We start from the raw sequence: 23174 nt of genomic DNA on the forward strand, positions 1-23174 counted from the left end.
CAACATCATCACACGCCACACCGCGCACAGCCGTCAGACACGACCAACAATGGACAGGTTATTCAGCGCGTTCCTAGGGAACCACCGTTGAGCCGATGGTCGGCATGAATTGGCACTGCCTTTCCTTGGTGGTGACCTGACCGAAAATCGTCGACATGATGCTGCCCGAACCGGTGTCGGCGATCACGGTCAACGTGGTCGGCCCGTCCGGATTGATGTCCGGCCGCGGCTTGAGCGTGGCGCTTCCGGACCTGCCGGTGGTCAGGTTCACCCAGGTGACGTTCAACGGCAGCCGCTGCACCTCGGCGGGCCCGGGGGTCCCGACGGCAGTGAACACATAGGCCGTCTGGCCCGGGCCCGGGCCGGGCGACGGAATCTTGGCCGGGCCCGCGACCGACAGCGCGGTAGCGATCACGTTGCTACCGTCGGCCAAGCAATTCGTGCCGATCGAGGGGTACATGAAGTCCTGCGTGGGCGGAGCGTCGGGGCCGAATCCGGGGGCCGCCGCCGGAGCTGCGGCCGGTGCAGCGGCCGGAGCAGAAGGGGCCGCTTCGGGAGCCGGCGCGGGTGCGTTCAACGGGGGAGCCGGTGCGGCGACCGGCGCGTGCACGCTCGGCGGGGGAGCCGGTGCGGGTGCCGCAGCGGGCGGTGCCGCAACGGGCGGCGCTCCACCCGACGGAGAAGCCGGCGCCGGGCCGGCGGCGTGTGCGGGATCGATCCCGGTCGGCAGATGCGCCAGCATGCCGGGCTCCACACCAGGCGGTGGCACGTGTGGCACCGGGGCGGTCTCGGGAGCCGACGCCGGCGCCGGCACCCCCAGTGGAGGCGAACCGGGATTGGTCGGCTCCGCCACGAACTGGTTCACCGAAGCCGCGACGTTCTTGGCCTCGGCCGGCGCAGCCGGATTGTGGACGAATGCTTGCGCCGCGGCCATCAGCAGCTGCGTCGCCTGTCCAGGGTTGCTGGCGGCTTGCTGGATTATCGGACTCAACTGGGTCAACGCCGGCAGGCCCGGTAGCTGTTGAGCGGGATTTGGCTGCGGGGCCGCCGGGTCGGCTGCCGCGGCCGGGCAAAGCCCGAACGCGGCAGCCGAGGTGACGACGGCGGCGGCCAAACCCTTGGACAGGCTCCGTGTGCTGACCACGATCGTTTCTCCCAGTCCTCGGTGATGGTTAGCCGTTTGACCCGATGCTCAGGGCAGGGCCGCTAGCAGGGTCTGGGGCGGACCTACCGGTGCCCCAGGCGCGGGTGCCGCGGGCGCCGGGGCAGGGACAGCAGCCGGTAGTCCCGGAATGGCGCCCGAAGCCAACCCGGGCAGAGCGGCCTGGGCGAGACCCGGAATCGCCGATGCCAACCCGGGAAGCGCCGCTGCCGGCGCCGCGGGAGCCGCCGGGGTCAGCGGGGCGGTGACGCCCGGGATGGGTGTGGTAACCCCGGGAATGGCCGGCGTTGCCGCCGGTGCGGGAGCCGTCGGAGCCGCCACGGGCGCGGTGATTCCGGGGATCGGTGTGGTCACCCCGGGAATGACCGGCGTTCCGGCCGACGTAGCCGGTACCGCCGGTGCGGCCGGAGTCAATCCCGGAATCATGGATGCGATGCCGGGCGCGCTGAGCGCGGGTTCTGGAGCTTTGGGGACCGGCGGGGTGGCTCCCAGTGCCGTCGCAAGGTTTTGCAGAATTTGCGGCGCGTTGGCGGCCGACGCGATCAGCTGCTGCGGGATGTTGGAAACCGGATCCGGCACCGGCGCCGGGTCGGCATGGGCGATACCGCCCGTGAGTAAGGCGGCGGACGAACCGACCAAGACGGCGGCGGCGCGTACGTAGGTCCACATGGTTGGCATGACTCTCCCTGGTTAGCGGTGACAGGTCCCGCAGCCGAAGCTATCGCGGTACAGGTGTGACTCAAGTGACACGTGTGGCGTTTATGTGATCGTTACCGATACGAGCGGCGGCAGTGACCCGGCGCCCGCGGAACCTGTCCCACTAATGTCATGCGGGTAGACAGCACTTCAGCCGTCCCGACGGCGAGAACCACCCGGTGGGAGATGCGGGCAGCGCCGCTGCTGCTGATCCTGAGTGTCGCCACGCGATTCGCCTGGACCTACCTGGCGCCCAACGGCGCGAACTTCGTCGACCTGCATGTCTATGTGGGCGGGGCGGCGGCTCTGGATCACCCGGGCACCCTGTACAGCTACGTGTACGCCGACCAGACGCCGGACTTCCCGCTGCCGTTCACCTATCCACCGTTTGCTGCGGTCGTCTTCTATCCGCTGCACCTGCTGCCGTTCGGCCTGGTTGCGTTGCTGTGGGAGATCGCGACGATGGCCGCGCTGTACGGCTGCGTCCGGATCAGCCAGCGCCTCCTGGGCGTGCCGGCCGGTCACGGTCATCGGGCGGCGGTGCTGTGGACGGCGATCGCCATCTGGCTCGAGCCGCTGCGCAGCACTTTCGACTACGGGCAGATCAACGTCTTGCTGATGCTGGCGGCACTGTGGGCGGTTTACACCACCCGGGGGTGGCTCTCGGGCCTGCTGGTCGGGGTGGCGGCCGGCATCAAGCTGACGCCGGCGATCACCGCCGTCTATCTCGTTGGGGTAAGGCGCTGGCTTGCCGCGGCCTGTTCGGCGGTGGTGTTCCTGGCCACCGTCGGCGTGTCGATGCTGATCGTCGGCGATCAGGCTCGCTACTACTTCACGGATCTGTTGGGCGATGCTCGTCGGGTAGGGCCTGTTGCCACGTCGTTCAATCAGTCCTGGCGGGGCGCGATTTCCCGGATTCTCGGTCACGACGCTGGTTTCGGTCCGCTGGTGCTGGCGGCCATCGCGGTCACGGCGGTGTTGGCCATCCTGGCCTGGCGGGCGCTCGACGCGTCCGATCAGCTGGGCAAGTTGCTGGTGGTCGAATTGTTTGGCCTGCTGTTTTCGCCGATCTCGTGGACCCACCACTGGGTATGGCTGGTGCCGCTGATCATCTGGCTGCTGCAGGGCTCACTGCGGCAACGCCTCGGCGCCCGGATCTTGGGCTGGGGCTGGTTGGCGCTGACGATCATCGGCGTGCCGTGGTTGCTCAGCTTCGCGCAACCGACCATCTGGGTGATCAGCCGGCCCTGGTATCTGGCCTGGGCCGGGCTCGTCTATCCGGCGGCGACGCTGGCGACCCTGGCCTGGGTGGCCGCGACGCGTCGAGCGTCGCGGCAGCGGAGCGGCGGGCCGGTCACGCCCCGATGATGGCGTCGATATCGCGTGCCATGTCGATATCGTGTTGGGTGATCCCGCCCTCTGAATGCGTGACCAACGCGAAAGTCACCGTCCGCCAACGGATATCGATATCCGGGTGATGATTCTTGCGTTCCGCGTGCTCGGCCACCCGGCGCACGGCGTCGACGCCGTCGAGGAACGCCGGAAACTTGACGGACCGGCGCAGGGCACCGCCGGCGCGCTCCCAGCCGTTGAGGTCGGGCAGTGCGGCGTCTACTTGCTCATCCGTTAACACAGCCATAACGCGACGGTACCCCGGCCGCAGCGAATCTCCCCAAAGCAGCCACGGCGGGCCGGGCAACCCGGTATGGTCGCCATCGGGCCAGCTCTTTCAACCGCAGCACGCACAGGACGTTAAGTGTCTGGGGGCTCGCATGTTTCGTTCGTTGGCCGTCGTGTTAGTCGTCGTCGCCGCGGTGGCGTTCGGTCCGAAAACCTCAACCGCGTTGGCCGCCGGGTTGTGCCCGCCGGGCAGCTATCCGAATTCGAGCGGTGTTTGCGTTCCGCGTCCGGACAACTCGAACGATGACGTCACCGCGATTTGCCGCGACGGCTCGCGTTCGCACAGCCAGCACCGCAGCGGCACCTGCTCCGGTCACGGCGGAGTCCTCCAATGGTGTCCGTGCACTTTCCCGTCCGGATACTGGCAGCCGGCGCCAGCACCTCGACGGTATACCGTGATTGCCCATGTCGGCGCAGATCGTCGTGGCGGGAGCCATCATCTGTGGCTCGGCGGTCTTGGTGGCGCAACGGTTAAGGCCGCCGGAGTTGGCCGGGCGCTGGGAGCTTCCCGGGGGTAAGGTCGCCGCAGGCGAACCCGAGCGCGCCGCCCTGGCCCGGGAGCTGGCTGAGGAGCTGGGGCTCGACGACATCGCCGTGGGGGACCGCTTGGGCGACGACATTGCGTTGGGTGACAACGTAATACTGCGGGCCTACCGGGTGCGCCTGCTCGGTGGTGAACCAGATGCGCGTGACCATCGTGCGCTGCGCTGGGTGACGGCGGAGCAACTGCACGATCTGGACTGGGTGCCGGCCGACCGCGGCTGGCTGCCCGATCTCACGAAGGCGCTCTGACGACGGTTCCACAGCCGCCTTTCAGCTAATGTCCAAGCCCACTCAAGGTCGCCGCCGTCCACTGGAGCAAGGACGTGACAAACCACTAACCTGGGATTTGCATGCCGGTAGCGAACGCGGCGGTCCGCTGGATGTCAGTGGCCGGCTGCCATGCCGATGTTGACGCGAATTTCAGCCCACACACCGCGCGAGCCGATTATGGTCGGCCACGCGCCGGCTCCGACTGGCCCGCGCGCGCGATCGACTGCCCATGGCCCAGGTTCAAGCCGTCCATGACGAGGAGGGTCAGCCATTGACGGTCACACCGCACGTCGGCGGAGCACTCGAGGAATTGCTGCAGCGCAGCGGCCGCTTCTTCACCCCCGGGGAGGTCTCGCCCGATCTGCGCACCATAACCCGTCGCGGCGGGCGGGACGCCGACGTTTTCTACCGTGACCGGTGGAGTCACGACAAGGTGGTCCGCTCCACGCACGGCGTCAACTGCACCGGATCCTGCTCATGGAAGATCTACGTCAAAGACGGCATCATCACCTGGGAAACCCAGCAGACCGACTATCCGTCGGTGGGCCCGGACCGCCCCGAGTACGAACCACGCGGCTGTCCCCGCGGGGCGTCGTTCTCCTGGTACAGCTATGCGCCGACCCGGCTTCGCTACCCGTATGCCCGCGGGGTGCTGATCGAGATGTACCGGGAGGCCAAAGCCCGCCTCGGCGATCCGGTGCTGGCGTGGGCCGACATCCAGGCCGATCCGCGGCGCCGCCGCCGCTATCAGCAGGCCCGCGGCAAGGGCGGACTGGTCCGGGTCAGCTGGGCCGAAGCCACCGAGCTGATCGCCGCGGCCCACGTGTACACGATCAAGACCTACGGCCCGGACCGGGTTGCCGGCTTCTCGCCGATCCCGGCGATGTCGATGGTGTCCTATGCCGCCGGCTCGCGGTTCTTCGAGTTGATCGGCGCCCCCATGACGTCGTTTTACGACTGGTATGCCGACCTGCCGGTGGCCTCGCCACAGGTGTTCGGCGACCAGACCGACGTCCCCGAGTCCGGGGACTGGTGGGACGCGGCCTATCTGATGATGTGGGGTTCCAACGTGCCCATCACCCGGACCCCGGATGCGCACTGGATGGCCGAGGCCCGCTACCGCGGCACCAAGGTGGTCACCGTCAGCCCCGACTACGCCGACAACACCAAGTTCGCCGACGAGTGGATGCCGTGCGCGGCCGGCACCGACGGGGCGCTGGCCATGGCGATGGGCCACGTCATTCTCTCGGAATATTATGTGCAACAGCAGGTTCCGTTTTTCGTCGACTTCGCCCGCCGCTACACCGACCTGCCGTTCCTGATCAAGCTGGAACAACGGGGCGACGTGCTGGTGCCGGGCAAAAACCTCACCGCGGCGGACCTCGGCGAGGCCAGTAAGAACTCCGAGAACGCGGCGCTCAAGCCCGCGGTGCTGGACGAAACGACCGGCGCAGTCGTCGTGCCGCACGGCTCGCTGGGATTCCGCTACGGCGAGGACGGCCTCGGGAAGTGGAACCTCGATCTGGGTGATCTGCTGCCGGCGCTCACCGTGCAGAGCGCGCCCAGTGTCGACGGCGAAACCAGCACCGCGCTCATCCAGCTGCCCAGCTTCGACACGGTCAACGGCGAAGGCACGACGGTGGCCCGCGGGGTCCCGGTACGCCGGGTCGGTAAGCACCTGGTGTGCACGGTGTTCGACCTGATGCTGGCCCACTACGGCGTGGCGCGCCCAGGCCTGCCCGGCCAATGGCCCACCGGCTACGACGATCCCACCCAGCCCAACACCCCGGCCTGGCAGGAGCCGATCACCGGGGTGTCGGCCGCTCAAGCCATCCGCGTTGCTCGCGAATTCGCCCGCAGCGCAGAGGAATCCGGCGGCCGGTCGATGATCATCATGGGCGGCGGCATCTGCCACTGGTTCCACGGCGACGCCATCTACCGGGCGGTGCTGGCGCTGTTGATGCTGACCGGCTCGATGGGACGCAACGGTGGCGGGTGGGCCCATTACGTCGGTCAGGAAAAGATCCGTCCGCTCACCGGATTTCAGACGATGTCGATGGCCACCGACTGGGTGCGCCCGCCGCGGCAGGTGCCCGGCGCCTCGTACTGGTATGCGCACGCCGACCAATGGCGTTACGACGGCTACGGAGCCGACAAGTTGGCCAGCCCGGTGGGCCGGGGCCGGTTCACCGGCAAGCACACCATGGACGTGCTGGCCTCGGCGGCGGCGATGGGCTGGAGCCCGTTCTATCCGCAGTTCGACCGATCCAGCTTGGATCTCGCCGACGAGGCGCAGGCTGCGGGTCGTGAGGCCGGTGAGTATGTCGCCGAACAGCTGGCGCAGCGCAAACTCAAGCTCGCCGTGACCGATCCCGACAACCCCACCAACTGGCCACGGGTGCTGACGGTGTGGCGGGCCAACCTGATCGGCTCGTCGGGCAAGGGCGGCGAATATTTCCTGCGTCATCTGCTGGGAACCGACTCCAACCTGCAGGCCGGGCCGCAGGGCGACGGGATCCGGCCCGTCGACGTGGCCTGCGACGGCGAGATTCCGGAGGGCAAGCTCGACCTGATGATGTCGATCGACTTCCGGATGACCTCGACGACACTGGTATCCGATGTGGTGCTGCCGGCGGCGACCTGGTACGAGAAGGCCGACATCTCCAGCACCGACATGCACCCGTATGTGCACGCGTTCAGCGCCGCGACCGATCCGCCTTGGGAAACCCGTTCGGATTTCGACGCTTTCGGCGCCATCGCCCGGGCTTTCAGCGCCATGGCCAAAGGTCATCTGCGCACCCGTAGCGATGTGGTGCTCACCGCGCTCGAGCACGACACCCCGGATGCGATGGCATTTCCCGACGGAGCCGAAAGCGATTGGCTGCGTACCGGGGCGACACCGGTCCCGGGGCGCACGATGGGCAAGATCACCGTGGTGGAGCGCGACTACACCGCGATCTACGACAAGTGGGTGACGCTGGGCCCGCTCGTCGAGAAGTTCGGGCTGACCACCAAGGGTGTCACGGTGCATCCCCGCCAAGAGGTCGAGGAACTCGGAGCCAGCTTCGGAGTGCTGAATTCCGGTGCGGCGGCGGGGCGTCCGGCCATCACCACCGCGGCGCGGATGGCCGACGTGCTGCTGCTGCTGTCCGGGACGACCAACGGCCGCCTGGCCGTCGAAGGCTTCCGCGAGCTGGAGAAACGCACCGGGCAGCGGCTGGCGCATCTGGCCGAGGGCAGCGAAGAGCGCCGCATCAGCTACGCCGATACCCAGGCGCGTCCAGTCCCGGTGATCACCAGCCCGGAGTGGTCGGGCAGCGAAACCGGCGGGCGCCGCTATGCGCCGTTCACTATCAACATCGAGAACCTCAAACCGTTCCACACGCTCACCGGGCGGATGCATTTCTACCTGGCGCACGACTGGATCGAGGAGCTGGGCGAACATCTGCCGGTGTTCCGCCCGCCGCTGGACATGACGCGGCTGTTCGGCCAGCCCGAGCTCGGCCCGGCCAAGGACGGAATCGGGCTCACCGTCCGGTATTTGACGCCGCACTCGAAGTGGTCTTTCCACTCCACCTATCAGGACAACCTGTACATGCTGTCGCTGTCCCGCGGCGGCCCGACTATGTGGATGAGTCCGGCAGATGCGGCGGAAATCCAAGTGCGCGACAATGATTGGGTTGAGGCCGTCAATGCTAACGGCATCTACGTGAGCCGGGCCATCGTGTCACACCGGATCCCCGACGGCGTGGTGTTCGTCTACCACGTGCAGGAGCGCACGGTGGACACGCCGCGCACCGAGACCAACAACAAGCGCGGCGGTAACCACAACGCGCTCACCCGCATCCGAATCAAGCCCAGCCACTTGGCCGGTGGTTACGGTCAGCACGCGTTCGCGTTCAACTATCTGGGCCCAACCGGCAATCAGCGCGACGAGGTGACGGTGGTGCGCCGCCGCTGCCAGGAAGTGCGGTACTGACAATGAAAGGCCCGAGCGACGCTTGCGGAGCGAGACAATGAAAGTCATGGCGCAGCTGGCGATGGTGATGAACCTCGACAAATGCATTGGCTGCCATACCTGTTCGGTCACCTGCAAGCAGGCCTGGACCAACCGCGCCGGCACCGAGTACGTATGGTTCAACAACGTCGAAACCCGTCCGGGACAAGGCTATCCGCGCACCTACGAGGACCAGGAGCGCTGGCGCGGCGGCTGGGTACGCGACAAGAAGGGCCGGTTGCGGTTGCGTGACGGCGGCCGCTTCCACAAGCTGTTGCGGATCTTCGCCAACCCCAAGCTGCCGACCATCGACGAGTACTACGAGCCGTGGACTTACGACTACGAAAACCTGACCACCGCGCCGGCGGGTGACACCTTTCCGACCGCGGCACCCAGAAGCCTGATCAGCGGCGAAACGATGAAGGTGTCGTGGGGGCCGAACTGGGACGACAATCTGGCCGGCTCACCGGAGATCCTGGCCGAAGACCCGATCTTGAAGAAAGTCAACGAAGTCAACCAAGAGGTCCGGCTGAAGCTCGAAGAGACCTTCATGTTCTACCTGCCCCGGATCTGCGAGCATTGCCTCAACCCTTCCTGCGTGGCGTCGTGCCCGTCGGGTGCGATGTACAAGCGCAGCGAGGACGGCATCGTGCTGGTCGACCAGGACCGGTGCCGCGGCTGGCGGATGTGCGTGTCCGGATGTCCTTACAAGAAGGTCTATTTCAACCACAAGACCGGCAAGGCCGAGAAGTGCACCCTGTGCTATCCGCGGATGGAGGTAGGCCTTCCGACCATCTGTTCGGAGACCTGCGTGGGCCGGCTGCGTTATCTGGGCCTGGTGCTCTACGACGTCGACCGGGTGCTGCAGGCGGCGTCGGTGGAAAACGACACCGACCTCTACGAGGCGCAACGGCAGATCTTGCTGGATCCGCGCGATCCCGAGGTGATCAAAGGCGCGCGGGCCGAGGGAATCTCCGACGAGTGGATCGAGGCCGCGCAGCGTTCCCCGGTGTATGCGTTGATCAGCACCTATCAGGTGGCGCTGCCGTTGCACCCGGAATACCGCACCATGCCGATGGTTTGGTACATCCCGCCGCTGTCGCCGGTGGTCGACGCGGTCAGCCGCAGTGGTCACGACGGGGAGGATGTGGGCAATCTGTTCGGCGCACTGGAGGCGCTGCGCATCCCGATGCGATACCTGGCCGAACTGTTCACCGCCGGCGACACCGGCGTGGTGGAAGCGGTGTTGCAGCGGCTGGCGGCGATGCGCTCCTACATGCGCGACATCAATCTCGGTCGGGAGACTCAGCCCCACATTCCGCAGTCGGTGGGGATGACCGAGGAACAGATGTACGAGATGTATCGGTTGCTGGCCATCGCGAAGTACGAAGAGCGGTACGTCATTCCGACGGCGTTCAGCCCGCAGGCCCGCGAGCTGGAGCAGATGGGCTGCTCGCTGACCGGCGCGGGCGGCCCCGGTATGGACGAAGACGGCGCACCGGTGCCCGTCTCGGTGCAGACCTTCCATGCCCACCAGCGTTCGACCCAGGTGGACCTGCTGACCTGGGACGGCGACCAGCCGCCGGCCGGGATGTTCCCGGAAAAGCAGCAGCGATGAAGCTGCGCTCCCGATCCCGCGAACCCGCGCTGCGCGACCGGCTGGTGTGGCAGGCGGCGTCACTGCTGCTGGCCTACCCCGACGACGGGCTGACCGAGCGCCTGGACACCGTCGAAGGCCTGCTGGCGCACCTGGACGGGACCGTCGCGGAGCTGCTCGGGCAAACCGTCGCCGCGCTGCGCGCCGCGGAGCCGATGGCCGCCGCCATGGACTACGTCGCCACATTCGACATGCGCCGGCGCGCCACAATGTATTTGACGTACTGGACGGCTGGGGACACCCGTAACCGCGGCCGTCAGATGCTGGCCTTCGCCACCGCGTATCGGGAGGCGGGTGTTGAGCCACCACGCAGCGAGGCGCCGGACCACTTGCCCGTCGTGCTCGAGTTCGCCGCGACCGTCGCACCCGAGGTGGGACGGCGGTTGTTGACCGAGCACCGGATCCCGATCGACGTGTTGCGGTCCGCATTGGCCGACGCCGGCTCGCCGTACCAGCACACCGTGGCGGCGGTGTGCGAGACGTTGCCGGCGGCCACCGATCAGGAAGCGCGCCGGGCGCAGCGCCTGGCTCGGCAACTTTACGAAGCCGGGCCGCCCGCGGAAGCCGTTGGGCTGCAACCATTTACCTTGACCGTGCCGCCCCGTCGTCAAGAAAGTGGGCCCGATGTTTAACAACGTGCTGTTCTGGGACATCACCCCCTACGTCACGCTGGCGGTGCTGGTGGTCGGCCTGTGGTGGCGATACCGCTACGACAAGTTCGGCTGGACCTCACGCTCCTCGCAGATCTACGAGTCGCGGCTGCTGAGCATCGCCAGCCCGATCTTTCACTTCGGCATCCTGGCGGTGTTCGCCGGGCACGTGATGGGGTTGTTCATCCCGCCGCGGGTGACGAGGGCGCTCCATGTCAGCGACTACGTCTACCACCTGCAAGCGGTGATCGCCGGGTCCATTGCGGGCTTTGCGACGCTGCTGGGAGTTGGTTTGCTGATCTACCGGAGGTTCACCCGTCCCGCGGTGTCGGCGTCCACCACCCGCAGCGACAAGGTGATGTATGTGGTGCTGGTGCTGGCCATCGTGGTGGGTCTCTACTGCGACCTGATCGGGACGGGGCCGCACGGCGGCGAGTTCCACTACCGCTACACGGTCGGGATGTGGTTTCGGCGGATCTGGTTGTTCCAGCCGCACGGGGAAGTGATGATCAACGCACCGTTGGACTATCAGTTGCATGCCCTGATCGGGATGGTGCTGTTCACGCTGTGGCCGTTCACCCGGTTGGTGCATGTATTGAGCGCCCCGGTCGCCTACCTGTTCAGGCCCTACATCGTCTACCGCAGCCGCGACGTCGCCGCGAACGACGAATTGGTCGGCTCGGCGCCGCGCCGACGCGGCTGGTAACCGCGTCTCTGTCGGCGGGTACCGAGACTGCGCACAGCGCGCCGGGACTGCGCACAGCGCCCCGCCGAGCGGCTCCCGGCAGCGCTGCACGCAGAGTCGATGTTCGCGCGATGGTTTGTTAAGGCCGCCGGGCGCTGGTTTTCGCGAACCGGCCACCGGGCTGCCACAATCACCGACGTGCCATTCCGCAATGTCGCCATCGTCGCGCACGTCGACCACGGCAAAACCACGCTGGTCGACGCCATGCTGCGGCAATCCGGCGCGCTGGCCGAACGCGGTGGGCTGCAGGAACGCGTGCTGGACACCGGTGACCTGGAGCGGGAAAAAGGCATCACCATCCTGGCCAAGAACACCGCCGTGCACCGCCATAACAGCGATGGCACCGTGACTGTGATCAATGTCATCGACACGCCCGGACACGCCGATTTCGGCGGCGAGGTGGAGCGTGGGCTGTCCATGGTGGACGGGGTGTTGCTGCTGGTCGACGCGTCCGAGGGGCCGCTGCCGCAGACGCGGTTCGTGCTGCGCAAGGCGCTGGCCGCCCATCTGCCGGTGATTCTCGTCGTCAACAAGACCGACCGGCCCGACGCGCGCATCGCCGAGGTCGTCGAGGCCAGTCACGACCTGTTGCTGGACGTGGCCAGCGATCTCGACGACGAAGCAGCCGCAGCCGCCGAGCACGCGCTGGGCCTGCCCACGCTGTTCGCATCCGGACGCGCCGGGGTGGCCAGCACCGTCCAGCCGCTCGACGGCCATGTTCCCGACGGCGACAACCTCGATCCGCTGTTCGAGGTCCTCGAAGAGCATGTGCCGCCGCCCCACGGCGACCCGGACGCGCCGCTGCAGGCGCTGGTCACCAACCTCGACGCGTCGACGTTTCTGGGCCGGCTGGCGTTGATCCGCATCTACAACGGACGCATCCGCAAGGGCCAGCAGGTCGCCTGGATACGGGAAGCGGGCACCGCTACGGCCAAGATCACCGAATTGCTGGCCACCGAAGGGGTGGAACGCAATCCGACCGAGATCGCGGCGGCCGGGGATATCGTGGCGGTCGCCGGCATTCCCGAGATCATGATCGGCGACACGCTGGCCGACCTGACGAATCCCGTTGCGCTGCAGAGGATCGCCGTCGACGAACCGGCCATCTCGGTCACCATTGGCACCAACACCTCGCCGCTGGCCGGCAAGGTGCCCGGCCACAAGCTCACCGCCCGCATGGTCCGCAACCGGCTGGACGCCGAACTGGTGGGCAACGTGTCGATCCGGGTCCTCGACATCGGCGCGCCGGACGCCTGGGAGGTGCAGGGCCGCGGCGAGCTGGCGCTGGCGGTGCTGGTCGAGCAGATGCGCCGCGAGGGCTTCGAATTGACAGTAGGAAAGCCGCAAGTGGTGACCAAGACCATCGACGGCAAGTTGCACGAACCGTTCGAGGCGATGACCGTCGACTGCCCGGAGGAATACGTCGGCGCGGTCACCCAATTGATGGCCGCCCGCAAGGGCCGCATGGTGGAGATGGCCAACCACACCACCGGCTGGGTCCGGATGGATTTCGTGGTGCCCAGCCGCGGCCTTATCGGGTGGCGCACCGACTTCCTCACCGAGACCCGCGGCACCGGCGTCGGGCATGCGGTGTTCGACGGGTACAAGCCGTGGGCCGGGGAAATCCGGGCCCGGCATACCGGATCGCTGGTCTCCGACCGGTCCGGCACCATCACCCCGTTCGCGCTGCTCCAGCTCGCCGATCGCGGCCAGTTCTTCGTCGAGCCCGGCCAGGACACCTACGAGGGCATGGTCGTCGGCATCAACCCGCGCCCGGAGGACCTCGACATCAACGTCACCCGGGAGAAGAAGCTGACCAACATGCGCTCGTCGACCGCGGACGTCATCGAAACCCTGGCCAAGCCGCTGGAGTTCGACCTGGAGCGGGCCATGGAGTTCTGCGCGCCCGACGAATGCGTCGAGGTGACCCCGGAGATCGTGCGGGTCCGCAAGGTCGAGTTGGATGCCACCTCCCGGGCCCGCAGCCGGGCGCGGGCCAAGGCCCGGGGTTAGCTTGGGGCCGCTCCCGGCGCACCAGCGTAACGCCACGGCGAAAATCGGCGCGGCTTTTCGCCATGGCGTTACGCTCGCGGGCGGGCGGTACCCCCGGCTCGATACCCTGAGGGGCGTGCTGAGTCGAGCCCGTCATGTGCTGGTGACGGTCGGCGTGCTGATTTCGACGTTGGGTGTGGCCCTGTCCGGTTGCACAGTGAGCCCGCCGCCGGCGCCGCAGAGCACCGATACCACGCACGTCACGCCCCCGCCGCCGCCGCATCCCACCCAGATCATCATGGGCATCGACTCGATCGGCGCCGGGTTCAATCCGCATCTGCTCTCGGATCTGTCGCCGGTGAACGCGGCGATCAGCGCGCTGGTGTTGCCCAGCGCGTTCCGCCCGGTGCCCGATGCCAACTCGCCGACCGGTTCGCGCTGGGAGATGGACCCGACGCTGCTGGTGTCGGCGGACGTGACCAGCGAAAACCCGTTCACGGTGACCTACAAGATCCGGCCCGAGGCGCAATGGACCGACAACGCGCCCATCGCCGCCGACGACTTCTGGTACCTGTGGCGGCAGATGGTCAGCCAGCCGGGCGTCGTCGACCCGGCCGGCTATGACCTGATCACCGGTGTGCAGTCGCTCGAAGGCGGCAAGCAGGCCGTGGTGACCTTCGCGCAGCCGTACCCGGCCTGGCGGGAGTTGTTCAACAACCTGCTGCCGGCGCACATCGTCAAGGACGTGCCGGGCGGTTTCGCCGCGGGGCTGGCCCGGGCGCTGCCCGTCACCGGCGGGCAGTTCCGGGTGGAGAACATCGACCCGCAGCGCGACGAGATCCTGATCGCCCGCAACGACCGGTACTGGGGGCCGCCGGCCAAACCCGGTCTGATTCTCTTCCGGCGGGCCGGGGCACCCGCGGCGCTGGCCGATTCGGTGCGTAACGGCGACACACAGGTGGCGCAGGTGCATGGCGGTTCGGCCGCCTTGGCGCAGTTGTCGGCCATTCCGGATGTGCGGACCGCGCGGATCGTGACACCGCGGGTCATGCAGCTGACGCTGCGGGCAAACGTGCCGAAGCTGGCCGACACGCAAGTCCGTAAAGCGATCCTGGGTCTGCTGGACATCGACCTGCTGGCCGCGGTGGGCGCGGGCAGCGACAACACCGTCACCCTGGACCAGGCGCAGATCCGCTCGCCCAGCGACCCGGGCTATGTGCCGACCGCGCCCCCGGCGATGACGACCACCACCGCGTTGGGGTTGCTGGCCGCATCCGGATATGAGATCGACAGCAACCCGTCGGCGTCGACCGCGCCGCCGGGACCGGGTTCGACGACCACGCCGGTGAGCACCGGGCCGCCCGAAGTGATCCGGGGCCGCGTCAGTAAGGACGGCAAACAGCTGTCGCTCGTCATCGGGGTGGCGACGAACGACCCGACGTCGGTGGCCGTCGCAAACACGGCCGCCGACCAACTGCGCAACGTCGGGATCGACGCGACCGTGCTGGCGCTGGACCCGGTCATCCTTTACCGGGATGCTTTGAACGACAACCGGATTGACGCCATCGTGGGCTGGCACCAAGCCGGCGGAAACCTGGCGACCTTGCTGGCCTCCCGTTACAGCTGTCCCGCACTGCAGGCCACCCAGGTCCCGCCACCGGCCTCGCCGGCGGTTACCCCGACCGGCGCCACGCCGACCGTGGCCCCCGACACGGTCATGCCCACGCCGCAGCCCGGCCCGCCGGCCGATCCCGGCGCGCTGATCAAGGCGCCGTCGAACCTCACCGGAATCTGCGATCGCAGCATCCAGTCGAATATCGACGCCGCCCTCATCGGCACCAAGAACATCAACGATGTGATCACGGCGGTCGAACCGCGACTGTGGAATATGTCGGCCGTGCTGCCGATATTGCAGGACACCACGATCGTCGCGGCCGGCCCGAGCGTGCAGAACGTCAGCCTGTCCGGCGCGGTCCCGGTCGGCATCGTCGGCGACGCCGGCCAATGGGTCAAGACCGGGCCGTAGCGGATCTCGGAAAGCATCATTCGGGTAAACCCGTGGGCGGTAGCCCTTTTCGCTGCGATCACGGGGCCGCCCGCGGAAACCATCACTCATTGCCCGAGCGGCAAATTGTGACCAACGGATTGCATCGAAACGGCTGAAGCGGCTCGCGGATCGCGATACGCTCCGCTGCGGGCTGCTCTGATCGGGCCAGGGACGGCCAGCAATCAAGCACGGTTGAGAGGCCCGAGATGTCTCTTGTATTCGCAGACGCCGAGCTATTGGCAACGGCGGCAACGGATTTGGCAAACATCGGTTCGACGATAAGCACAGCCAGCAATACCGCGGCAGCCGCGACGATCGGCGTGCTCCCCCCGGCTCTCGATGAGGTGTCGGCGAGCATCGCAGCGTTGTTCGGTGCGCATGGCCAGGCATATCAGCAGCTCAGCACGCAGCTGGAGGAGGCCGGCCAGGTACAGGCTGGTCTGGCCGCCGGCCTGGCTCGCGCCGAGCTTGCGTTCAACGAAACCTTGGTCGCCGGTGAAACCGCGTTGGGGCAGGCGGTCGCCGGCGTCGACGGCGCGCTGGGCGGTGCGCTCATCGCCGGCTTCAACGCCGTCAACTCACTGGTGTACGCCGGCGAGCAGTTCGTCAACACGCTCGCGGGTGCGCCGGTCGCGCCGAATCTCAGCGCCAGCCTGCTGGTCGGCGGTTCGGTGCAAGGCGGTGGTCAGTTTCTTGCCGGATTGATCCCGACGGGTCAGCTGCTGACCGGCGGCTTCGACAGTGCGATCGACGGCTTGGCTGTCCAGTTGAGCGGTGGCGGCGAAACCGGCGGTGGCAGCGAGATCGGCGGCGGAACGTACTGACCGCCGCGGTCGGTTGTCGGCAACTACAACGTCTGAGACGTCTTTCGCGGGATCACCGTGTCGACGATGAGTTCCAGCTCTCTGCGGTTTGGCGGCGTTCCGGTCAACATGACGTGCTGGTTGATCAGGGCGGGCCCGACCCGTGCCGTCAGCGGGGTGAGCAGGGCCGCATCGATCTGGCCGTCGCGAACAGCGGCCTGCAGTATCGACTCGACGATTTTCAGGCGCGGAGCGATCACCGCGTCGGTGAAGATGGCGCGCAGTTCGGGTTCATGGATCAGCTGACCGATGATTTCCAGGCCCGGAAAATCGGTCTTACCGGCCAGCACGTCACGGTGAGCGGTGAAAACCGTCAACAGGTTTTCGCGCGCCGATCGGCCGGGGCGCGGGTCCTCCAGCGGCGGTACAGCGTACTGCAGCGCGGCGTGGACCAGGTCATGCTTGCTGGCCCAGCGCCGATACAGTGCGGCCTTGCCGGTATGAGCGCGCGCCGCAATCCCTTCCATCGTCAGGCCGCCGTACCCGACCGCCGCCAGCTCAGCCAACGCGGCCGCATACAGCGCACGTTCGAGCACTTCGCCGCGCCGGCGACTGCGGACGTTCGACCGGTCCTGGGTGAGCTGGGACATGGTGTGATAGTAGCCGCTCTCGTTCCTATTTGTTGCTCCTGGAGCCGGCGGTTCAGCATCCGGCCTGCGTGCGGCCGCTTCCAGGGCTCGGGACGGCAATCGGCCCGGCCGGTAAGGCTCTCGGCGGCAGGCGGTTTCGTCCTCGGTACGGTCCCGAGGCGGGCCGATTACCCGATTGGCACATTATTGCTGACAGATTCTGTGGAAATGGTTATCTAAGTCCCTGGATCGCGATACGCTCCGCTTTGGTCACTCGATCAGGGCGGGACGGCCGCTAGTAGTGGTGTGGGGCGGTCGGAAGTGTCTTTTCTCTTAGCGGAACCGCAACTTGTAGTCGCCACAACGGATTTGGCGGGAATTGGTTCGACGATCAGCGCGGCCAATACGGCCGCGGAAGCCGCTACAACGGGGTTGATACCGGCCGCTCTGGACGAGGTGTCGGCAGCGCTCGCGTCGCTGTTCAGTGCCCACGGCCAGGCGTACCAGGGGTACCAGGCGCTCAGCGCCCAGGCCGCGCATTTTCACGACCAGTTTGTGCAGGCATTGAACGCCGGCGCAAACCTGTATGCCAGCGCCGAGGCCGCCAACGCGTCTCCGATGCAGGCGGCGCTGAACCTGCTCAGCGCCCCGGGCCAGGCGTTGACGGCGAGTTCGCCGGGCAGCCCCACGCAGCAACCGAGGCGGCACAACTGAATTTCAACACCAATCTGGTCAACAACGAGCTGGGCTTCAACTGCTGGCTGGTGACCAAGGAGGTGGGATTGGAGCAGCGGTTCTTCGGCACCGACAGTGCGCTCAACGGGGTGATCAACCGCGGCTTCAACGTCGGTAAAACGTCGGTAAAACGTCGGTAACCTGCTGGTGGGCACCGGCGAGCAGGCTCTCGACACGGTGGTGGGCGCACCGGTGCCGGCAAACTTCACCTCCAGTTTGCTCACCGGCAGCGGGGCCCAGGTCTTCAACGGCGGTCAAATCGGCGGTCTGGCAGGCGCTTTCGACCAGAGCCTGAACGTCGCCGCCGACCTCGCCGGCCTCGTCACCGGCCGATAGGGGGCCGCGTTCGGTCCGGTTGCGGTAGGGCATTGGTTGGGGCTAGATGCCGCGGCGCCCGGCGGCTAGGGTGCTTGCCGATGCTTGAGAAGACGCCGCGGCTGCTGTTCGTGCATGCCCACCCCGACGATGAAAGCCTCAGCAATGGCGCAACGATCGCCCACTACACCGCCCGGGGGGCAGTGGTCCATGTCGTCACCTGCACGCTCGGTGAGGAGGGCGAGGTCATCGGCGACCGCTGGGCCCAACTCGCCGTCGACCACGCCGATCAACTCGGCGGCTACCGCATTGCCGAACTCACCGCCGCACTGCAGCTGCTGGGGGTGAGCGGACCCCGCTACCTGGGCGGGGCGGGCCGCTGGCGTGACTCCGGGATGGCCGGCACCGAGCAGCGCAGCAACCGCAGATTCGTCGATGCCGACGAACGGGAGGCGGTGGGAGCGCTGGTGGGGATCATCCGCGAGGTCCGCCCGCATGTCGTGGTGAGCTACGACCCCGGCGGCGGATATGGACATCCCGACCACGTGCATACCCACAAAGTCACCGCCGCCGCAGTGGCCGCAGCGCACACCTCAGACTTCCCGGGCGACCCGTGGATGGTTCCGAAGGTTTACTGGACTGTCTTCGGGCTCAGCGCATTCCGCGCGGCCAAGCAGAACCTGATGGCCGAGGATCTGCGGCCCGAGTGGGTGATGCCGCCGGACGACGTGCCCTTCGCCTTTCCGGACGAGCGGATCGACGCCGTCGTCGAGGGTGACTCGCACGCGCAGGCCGCCAAGGCCGCGGCGCTGGCGGCACACGCCACCCAGGTCACCGTCGGCCCGACCGGCCGGGCTTGCGCCCTGTCCAACAACATGGCGCTGCCGATCGCGGCTCAGGAGCACTATGTGCTCGCCGCGGGCGTCGCGGGGGACCGCGATGAGCGTGGCTGGGAAACAGATCTGCTCGCCGGTCTGGGCTTCACCGGTTACGGCACGTAGGCTGCCAATCAGGCAGCCACGGAAGGAATTCGCATGGACCCCGACCTGGACCCTAACCTGCAGCATTGGCAGGACCGGCTGGACAGCCTGCAGTGGGTCATCGGCTCGATCCTCTCCCAGATCGACAGCGTCCCAACCTGACTGCAACTCAGCCGCGCGCCGTCTCGGGTGAAGAGACCGCCGCCACCGACCCCGCGATACGTGTCGTTGTCTTGGCGTTGCTGGCCGTCGACGGGGTGTTATCCGCACTAGCCGGGGCTCTGCTGCTGCCGTCCTACATCGGTTCGGTGCCCTTCCCGATCAGCGCTGTGATCAGTGGATTGGTCAATGCCGCCCTCGTATGGGCGGCCGCGCGATGGACCACGTCGCCGCGGGTGGCCGCGTTGCCGTTGTGGACATGGCTGGTGACGGTGGCGGTGTTGAGCCTGGGCGGTCCCGGTGACGACATCGTCCTGGGCGGACAAGGGCTGATGGCCTATGGGGCGTTGATCCTCATCGGGGTTGGGGTCGCGCCGCCGGCCTGGGTGCTGTGGCGGCGGCGAATCCACCCTTAACGGTTACCGCCGGTTACCGCCGGTTACGGCAGCGGCGGCCACGGCGGGAGGAAGCTGCGGATCCAGCTGATCTCGGTGTTGATGAACTGGTTGACCGATGCAGTAGTGGTCGACCAGAAGTTGCTCAGCCCCTGACTGAAGGTGATCGTCCCATCCAGCCAGTCGAGCGTATTGAACAGGCCGCTCTGCACCATCGGCTCAAACAGGTAGTAGAAGAAGTTGATCTGCGGCGCCAAGATGCCGATGTACGGCACCCAACCCGCCGCCCAGGAGGCGACGTTGAAGCCCCACTGCACCCACGGCTCGGCGAAAAGATAGAAATTCTCGATGGCGGTGGCCACCGACACCGGTATGACCGCTGCCGGTGCTGCGGCGGCGCCGGCCAAGGGCCGCAGCAGCGCGCCGGTGCCCGCCAGAGCGCCGAGTCCGCCGGTGGGCGGCAGCGCCAGCGTGCCGGCGGGGCCGGCCGCGTTCCCACCGAGTGCGCTGGAGCCCAGCGCACCGCCGAAGACGCTCTGCAGCTGACTCACCGCGTTGGTCACCAGGCTGTTCGGCCCGGCCAACGCCTGCCCCACCAGCTTCTCGGCAGACGTGTTCACCGCGCCCAACAAGGTCTTGGCGGCGTTGGCCTCGGCGGACGCATAGGCGTTGGCGCCGGCGCTCAGGGCCTGTACGAACTCGTCGTGAAATGCCGCCAACTGCGCGCTGAGCCGCTGATACACCTGACCGTGCGCCGAATACAGCGCCGCCACCTGCGCCGAGACGGCGTCGGCGGCCGACGCGGTGATTCCGGTCGTCGGAACCGCCGCCGCCGCGTTGGCCGTGCTGATTTCCGAACCGATGCCGGCGACATTCGAAGCCGCCGCCATCAGCGCCTCGGGCGTCGCGGCCAGATACGACATCGCGTCTGCACCCCCGTTCCACCGTGGTCTGGCTAGCGTATCGCGATCGGGTGCGAATAGTGGCGGATCGACCCAAGACGCAGTGCAGGCCGGTCGGTGGTGGGCCTGGTCCTGCCGCTACTGTTGCGAATATGGCACCCGCCGAGTTTGCGACCATTGACGCGCGGACGGAAGTTGTACCAACGTGCCACTGACTTCGCGCCAGGAGTCCTCAGCTCTGCCTCACCCCGTGGTGCCGCCCAGACCCGGTTCGTCGGCACTGCGGCGGGTGCTGCGGCGGGCTCGAGACGGGGTCTTGCTGAACCTCGACGAAGCGGCCGTCGCGATGACGGCGCGCGGCGCGGAATTGGCCGACCTGTGCGCCAGCGCGGCGCGGGTACGCGACGCGGGTCTGGAGTCGGCCGGGCGGCGCGGCCCGGGGGGCCGGCTGCCGATCACCTACTCGCGCAAGGTCTTCATCCCCATCACCCGGCTGTGCCGCGACACCTGCCACTACTGCACATTCGTCACCGTTCCGGGCAAGCTGCGCGCCCACGGCGCCGGGATGTATCTGGAACCCGGCGAGATCCTCGACGTGGCTCGGCGCGGAGCCGAACTGGGTTGCAAGGAAGCATTATTCACACTCGGGGACCGTCCGGAGGACCGCTGGCCGCAGGCGCGGGAGTGGCTCGATGAACGCGGCTACGACTCCACGCTGTCCTACGTGCGCGCGATGGCGATACGGGTGCTGGAAGAAACCGGACTGCTTCCGCACCTCAACCCCGGGGTGATGAGCTGGTCGGAGATGTCGCGGCTCAAGCCGGTGGCGCCGTCGATGGGCATGATGCTGGAGACGACATCGCGGCGGTTGTTCGAAACCAAGGGCCTGGCGCACTACGGCAGCCCGGACAAAGACCCTGCGGTGCGGCTGCGCGCCCTGACCGACGCCGGCCGGCTCTCCATCCCGTTTACCACCGGTCTGCTGGTCGGCATCGGCGAGACGCTGGCCGAACGAGCCGATACCTTGCATGCAATTCGTAAGGCGCACAAGGAGTTCGGCCATGTCCAGGAAGTGATCGTGCAGAACTTCCGGGCCAAGAAGCACACCGCCATGGCTGCTGTTCCCGACGCCGGGATCGACGATTACCTGGCGACGGTGGCGGTCGCGCGGCTGGTTCTCGGCCCCGGCATGCGCATCCAGGCGCCACCGAACCTGGTGTCCCGTGCCGACTGCCTGGCGCTGATCGCCGCCGGCGTCGACGACTGGGGCGGCGTATCCCCGCTGACACCCGACCACGTCAACCCGGAACGGCCCTGGCCCGCGTTGGATGACCTGGCCGCCGTCACCGCGGAGGCCGGCTACGACTTGGTGCAACGGCTGACCGCGCAGCCCAGGTATGTGCAGGCGGGCGCGGCCTGGATCGACCCGCGGGTGCGCAGACATGTTGCGGCCCTTGCCGATCCGGCGACCGGCTTCGCGCGTGACGTCAAGCCGGTGGGCATGCCGTGGCAGGAGCCCGACGACATGGCTTCTGCCGGCCGGGTGGATCTGAACGCGGCCATCGACACCGAGGGCCGTAGCACCGAAGCTCGCAGTGACCTCGACAGCGCCTTCGGCGACTGGGAATCCATCCGTTCGCAGGTGCACGATCTGGCGGCTCGCGCTCCCGAGCGCATCGACACCGATGTCCTTGCCGCCCTGCGTTCGGCGGAACGGGACCCCGCCGGCTGCACCGACGAGCAATACCTCGCCTTGGCCAGCGCCGACGGTCCGGCGCTGGAAGCTGTTACCGCGCTGGCGGATTCGTTGCGTCGCGATGCCGTCGGCGATGACGTGACGTTTGTGGTCAACCGCAATATCAACTTCACCAACATCTGCTACACCGGCTGCCGGTTCTGTGCCTTCGCCCAGCGAAAAGGCGACGCCGACGCGTACTCGCTGTCGGTCGACGAAGTCGCCGACCGCGCCTGGGAGGCCCACGTCGCCGGTGCCACCGAGGTGTGCATGCAAGGCGGCATCGACCCGGAGCTGCCGGTCACCGGCTACGCCGATCTGGTGCGCGCGGTCAAGACCCGGGTGCCGGAAATGCACGTGCACGCGTTTTCTCCGATGGAGATCGCCAACGGCGTGACCAAGAGCGGGCTGAGCATTCGCGAGTGGCTGATCAGCCTGCGCGAGGCCGGGCTGGGCACCATCCCCGGCACCGCCGCCGAGATTCTGGACGACGAGGTGCGCTGGGTGCTCACCAAGGGCAAATTGCCGACGTCGCTGTGGGTCGAGATCGTGAGCACCGCCCACGAGGTGGGGTTACGGTCGTCGTCGACCATGATGTACGGGCACGTCGACACCCCTCGGCACTGGATAGCCCACCTCAACGTGCTGCGTGACATCCAGGACCGCACCGGCGGCTTCACCGAGTTCGTGCCGCTGCCGTTCGTGCACCAGAATTCGCCGTTGTACCTGGCGGGGGCGGCGCGGCCGGGGCCCACGCAGCGTGACAACCGGGCGGTGCACGCCCTGGCGCGGATCATGTTGCACGGCCGCATCGCCCATATCCAGACCAGTTGGGTGAAGCTCGGGGACAAAGGCACGCAGACAATGCTCAACGGCGGCGCCGACGACCTGGGCGGCACGCTGATGGAGGAGACGATCTCGCGGATGGCCGGCTCCGAACACGGTTCGGCCAAGACCGTCGCCGAACTGGTGGCCATCGCCGAGGGGATAGGCCGGCCAGCGCGCCAGCGCACCACGACCTACGCCTCGCTGGCACAGGAGCCCATAAGAGCGCGGGCGTAACGCGCGCACGATCCCCGGAT

The 23174-nt window shown here is 67.5% G+C and carries 18 protein-coding genes and 2 pseudogenes; 15 read left to right on the plus strand and 5 right to left on the minus strand.

Going from position 1 to position 23174, the window contains the following annotated elements; all coding sequences use genetic code 11:
• Positions 1–73: 73 nt before the first annotated feature.
• Both AWC07_RS25675 and AWC07_RS25680 read right to left on the minus strand, forming a co-directional pair.
• Positions 74–1170, minus strand: a pseudogene (locus AWC07_RS25675) (Rv1157c family protein).
• 22 nt (positions 1171–1192) lie between these two features.
• Positions 1193–1840 (minus strand): hypothetical protein, encoded by a 648-nt coding sequence (locus AWC07_RS25680; protein WP_036408567.1) that lies wholly within the window; start codon positions 1838–1840, stop codon positions 1193–1195.
• Positions 1841–1990: 150 nt separating this feature from the next.
• Here AWC07_RS25680 and AWC07_RS25685 point away from each other — a divergent pair, with 150 nt between their 5' ends.
• Entirely contained in the window at positions 1991–3226 is a 1236-nt protein-coding gene (locus AWC07_RS25685) for a mannosyltransferase (protein ID WP_051507752.1), read from the plus strand.
• Here the strand turns inward: AWC07_RS25685 and AWC07_RS25690 are convergent.
• Positions 3213–3497 (minus strand): 4a-hydroxytetrahydrobiopterin dehydratase, encoded by a 285-nt coding sequence (locus AWC07_RS25690; protein ID WP_036408571.1) that lies wholly within the window; start codon positions 3495–3497, stop codon positions 3213–3215. The two genes, AWC07_RS25685 and AWC07_RS25690, sit on opposite strands and share 14 nt — an antisense overlap.
• Positions 3498–3630: 133 nt before the next feature.
• On the opposite strand from AWC07_RS25690, the gene AWC07_RS28220 reads away from it, so the two are divergent.
• From AWC07_RS28220 to AWC07_RS25735, 9 genes are all read left to right on the plus strand, one after another.
• Positions 3631–4056, plus strand: a complete 426-nt coding sequence (locus tag AWC07_RS28220; protein WP_208622473.1) for a DUF3761 domain-containing protein — start codon at positions 3631–3633, stop codon at positions 4054–4056.
• Positions 3944–4330: a (deoxy)nucleoside triphosphate pyrophosphohydrolase gene (locus AWC07_RS25700; protein ID WP_036408572.1), complete on the plus strand. Its 387-nt coding sequence runs from the start codon at positions 3944–3946 to the stop codon at positions 4328–4330. The genes AWC07_RS28220 and AWC07_RS25700 overlap by 113 nt, the downstream gene beginning before the upstream one ends.
• Before the next feature lie 292 nt (positions 4331–4622).
• Positions 4623–8330, plus strand: coding sequence for a nitrate reductase subunit alpha (locus AWC07_RS25705; protein WP_085105288.1), 3708 nt, complete (start codon positions 4623–4625; stop codon positions 8328–8330).
• A 37-nt stretch (positions 8331–8367) separates the two neighbouring features.
• Positions 8368–9966 carry a nitrate reductase subunit beta gene (narH, locus tag AWC07_RS25710; RefSeq protein ID WP_036414539.1) on the plus strand — a complete coding sequence of 533 codons (1599 nt, stop codon included), beginning with the start codon at positions 8368–8370 and terminating at the stop codon, positions 9964–9966.
• Positions 9963–10637 (plus strand): nitrate reductase molybdenum cofactor assembly chaperone, encoded by a 675-nt coding sequence (gene narJ / locus AWC07_RS25715; RefSeq protein ID WP_036414537.1) that lies wholly within the window; start codon positions 9963–9965, stop codon positions 10635–10637. Before narH ends, narJ begins: the two co-directional genes overlap by 4 nt.
• Complete coding sequence (gene narI, locus AWC07_RS25720; RefSeq protein ID WP_036414549.1) at positions 10630–11361, plus strand: respiratory nitrate reductase subunit gamma; 732 nt, start codon at positions 10630–10632, stop codon at positions 11359–11361. The genes narJ and narI overlap by 8 nt, the downstream gene beginning before the upstream one ends.
• A gap of 177 nt (positions 11362–11538) precedes the next feature.
• The gene (gene typA, locus AWC07_RS25725) at positions 11539–13413 is read left to right on the plus strand and encodes a translational GTPase TypA (protein WP_036414547.1); all 1875 of its coding nucleotides are present in this window, start codon (positions 11539–11541) and stop codon (positions 13411–13413) included.
• A 106-nt stretch (positions 13414–13519) separates the two neighbouring features.
• Positions 13520–15418 carry an ABC transporter family substrate-binding protein gene (locus AWC07_RS25730; RefSeq protein ID WP_244187710.1) on the plus strand — a complete coding sequence of 633 codons (1899 nt, stop codon included), beginning with the start codon at positions 13520–13522 and terminating at the stop codon, positions 15416–15418.
• 227 nt (positions 15419–15645) lie between these two features.
• Positions 15646–16263 (plus strand): PE family protein, encoded by a 618-nt coding sequence (locus tag AWC07_RS25735; protein ID WP_051508039.1) that lies wholly within the window; start codon positions 15646–15648, stop codon positions 16261–16263.
• 23 nt (positions 16264–16286) lie between these two features.
• On the opposite strand, the gene AWC07_RS25740 is transcribed toward AWC07_RS25735, so the two are convergent.
• Complete coding sequence (locus AWC07_RS25740) at positions 16287–16892, minus strand: TetR/AcrR family transcriptional regulator (protein WP_036414531.1); 606 nt, start codon at positions 16890–16892, stop codon at positions 16287–16289.
• Between the two features lie 300 nt (positions 16893–17192).
• Between AWC07_RS25740 and AWC07_RS25745 the strand changes: the two are divergent.
• From AWC07_RS25745 to AWC07_RS25760, 4 genes and pseudogenes are all read left to right on the plus strand, one after another.
• Positions 17193–17534: pseudogene (locus AWC07_RS25745) on the plus strand (PE family protein); the annotation flags it as partial.
• 219 nt (positions 17535–17753) lie between these two features.
• The gene (locus tag AWC07_RS25750) at positions 17754–17942 is read left to right on the plus strand and encodes a hypothetical protein (protein ID WP_051508037.1); all 189 of its coding nucleotides are present in this window, start codon (positions 17754–17756) and stop codon (positions 17940–17942) included.
• Between the two features lie 80 nt (positions 17943–18022).
• Entirely contained in the window at positions 18023–18922 is a 900-nt protein-coding gene (gene mshB, locus AWC07_RS25755; protein WP_036414528.1) for an N-acetyl-1-D-myo-inositol-2-amino-2-deoxy-alpha-D-glucopyranoside deacetylase, read from the plus strand.
• Between the two features lie 92 nt (positions 18923–19014).
• The gene (locus AWC07_RS25760; protein ID WP_036414525.1) at positions 19015–19476 is read left to right on the plus strand and encodes a hypothetical protein; all 462 of its coding nucleotides are present in this window, start codon (positions 19015–19017) and stop codon (positions 19474–19476) included.
• 23 nt (positions 19477–19499) lie between these two features.
• Here the strand turns inward: AWC07_RS25760 and AWC07_RS25765 are convergent, their stop codons facing one another.
• A complete protein-coding gene (locus AWC07_RS25765; RefSeq protein WP_036414522.1) occupies positions 19500–20378 on the minus strand; it encodes a PE family protein in 879 nt (292 codons plus the stop codon).
• Between the two features lie 184 nt (positions 20379–20562).
• Between AWC07_RS25765 and AWC07_RS25770 the strand changes: the two genes are divergently transcribed.
• On the plus strand, positions 20563–23154 hold the full coding sequence (locus tag AWC07_RS25770) for a bifunctional FO biosynthesis protein CofGH (RefSeq protein WP_085105282.1): 2592 nt from the start codon (positions 20563–20565) through the stop codon (positions 23152–23154).
• Positions 23155–23174: the final 20 nt, after the last annotated feature.

Source organism: Mycobacterium gastri (assembly GCF_002102175.1).
GTDB classification, from domain to species: Bacteria; Actinomycetota; Actinomycetes; order Mycobacteriales; family Mycobacteriaceae; genus Mycobacterium; species Mycobacterium gastri.

What these genes read in the sequence shown, in the direction of transcription:
- AWC07_RS25680 (WP_036408567.1), bottom strand. Translation starts at nt 1,840, where the DNA reads ATGCCAACCATGTGGACCTACGTACGCGCCGCCGCCGTCTTGGTCGGT.
- AWC07_RS25685 (WP_051507752.1), top strand. Translation starts at nt 1,991, where the DNA reads ATGCGGGTAGACAGCACTTCAGCCGTCCCGACGGCGAGAACCACCCGG.
- AWC07_RS25690 (WP_036408571.1), bottom strand. Translation starts at nt 3,497, where the DNA reads ATGGCTGTGTTAACGGATGAGCAAGTAGACGCCGCACTGCCCGACCTC.
- AWC07_RS28220 (WP_208622473.1), top strand. Translation starts at nt 3,631, where the DNA reads ATGTTTCGTTCGTTGGCCGTCGTGTTAGTCGTCGTCGCCGCGGTGGCG.
- AWC07_RS25700 (WP_036408572.1), top strand. Translation starts at nt 3,944, where the DNA reads ATGTCGGCGCAGATCGTCGTGGCGGGAGCCATCATCTGTGGCTCGGCG.
- narH (WP_036414539.1), top strand. Translation starts at nt 8,368, where the DNA reads ATGAAAGTCATGGCGCAGCTGGCGATGGTGATGAACCTCGACAAATGC.
- narJ (WP_036414537.1), top strand. Translation starts at nt 9,963, where the DNA reads ATGAAGCTGCGCTCCCGATCCCGCGAACCCGCGCTGCGCGACCGGCTG.
- narI (WP_036414549.1), top strand. Translation starts at nt 10,630, where the DNA reads ATGTTTAACAACGTGCTGTTCTGGGACATCACCCCCTACGTCACGCTG.
- AWC07_RS25735 (WP_051508039.1), top strand. Translation starts at nt 15,646, where the DNA reads ATGTCTCTTGTATTCGCAGACGCCGAGCTATTGGCAACGGCGGCAACG.
- AWC07_RS25740 (WP_036414531.1), bottom strand. Translation starts at nt 16,892, where the DNA reads ATGTCCCAGCTCACCCAGGACCGGTCGAACGTCCGCAGTCGCCGGCGC.
- mshB (WP_036414528.1), top strand. Translation starts at nt 18,023, where the DNA reads ATGCTTGAGAAGACGCCGCGGCTGCTGTTCGTGCATGCCCACCCCGAC.
- AWC07_RS25765 (WP_036414522.1), bottom strand. Translation starts at nt 20,378, where the DNA reads ATGTCGTATCTGGCCGCGACGCCCGAGGCGCTGATGGCGGCGGCTTCG.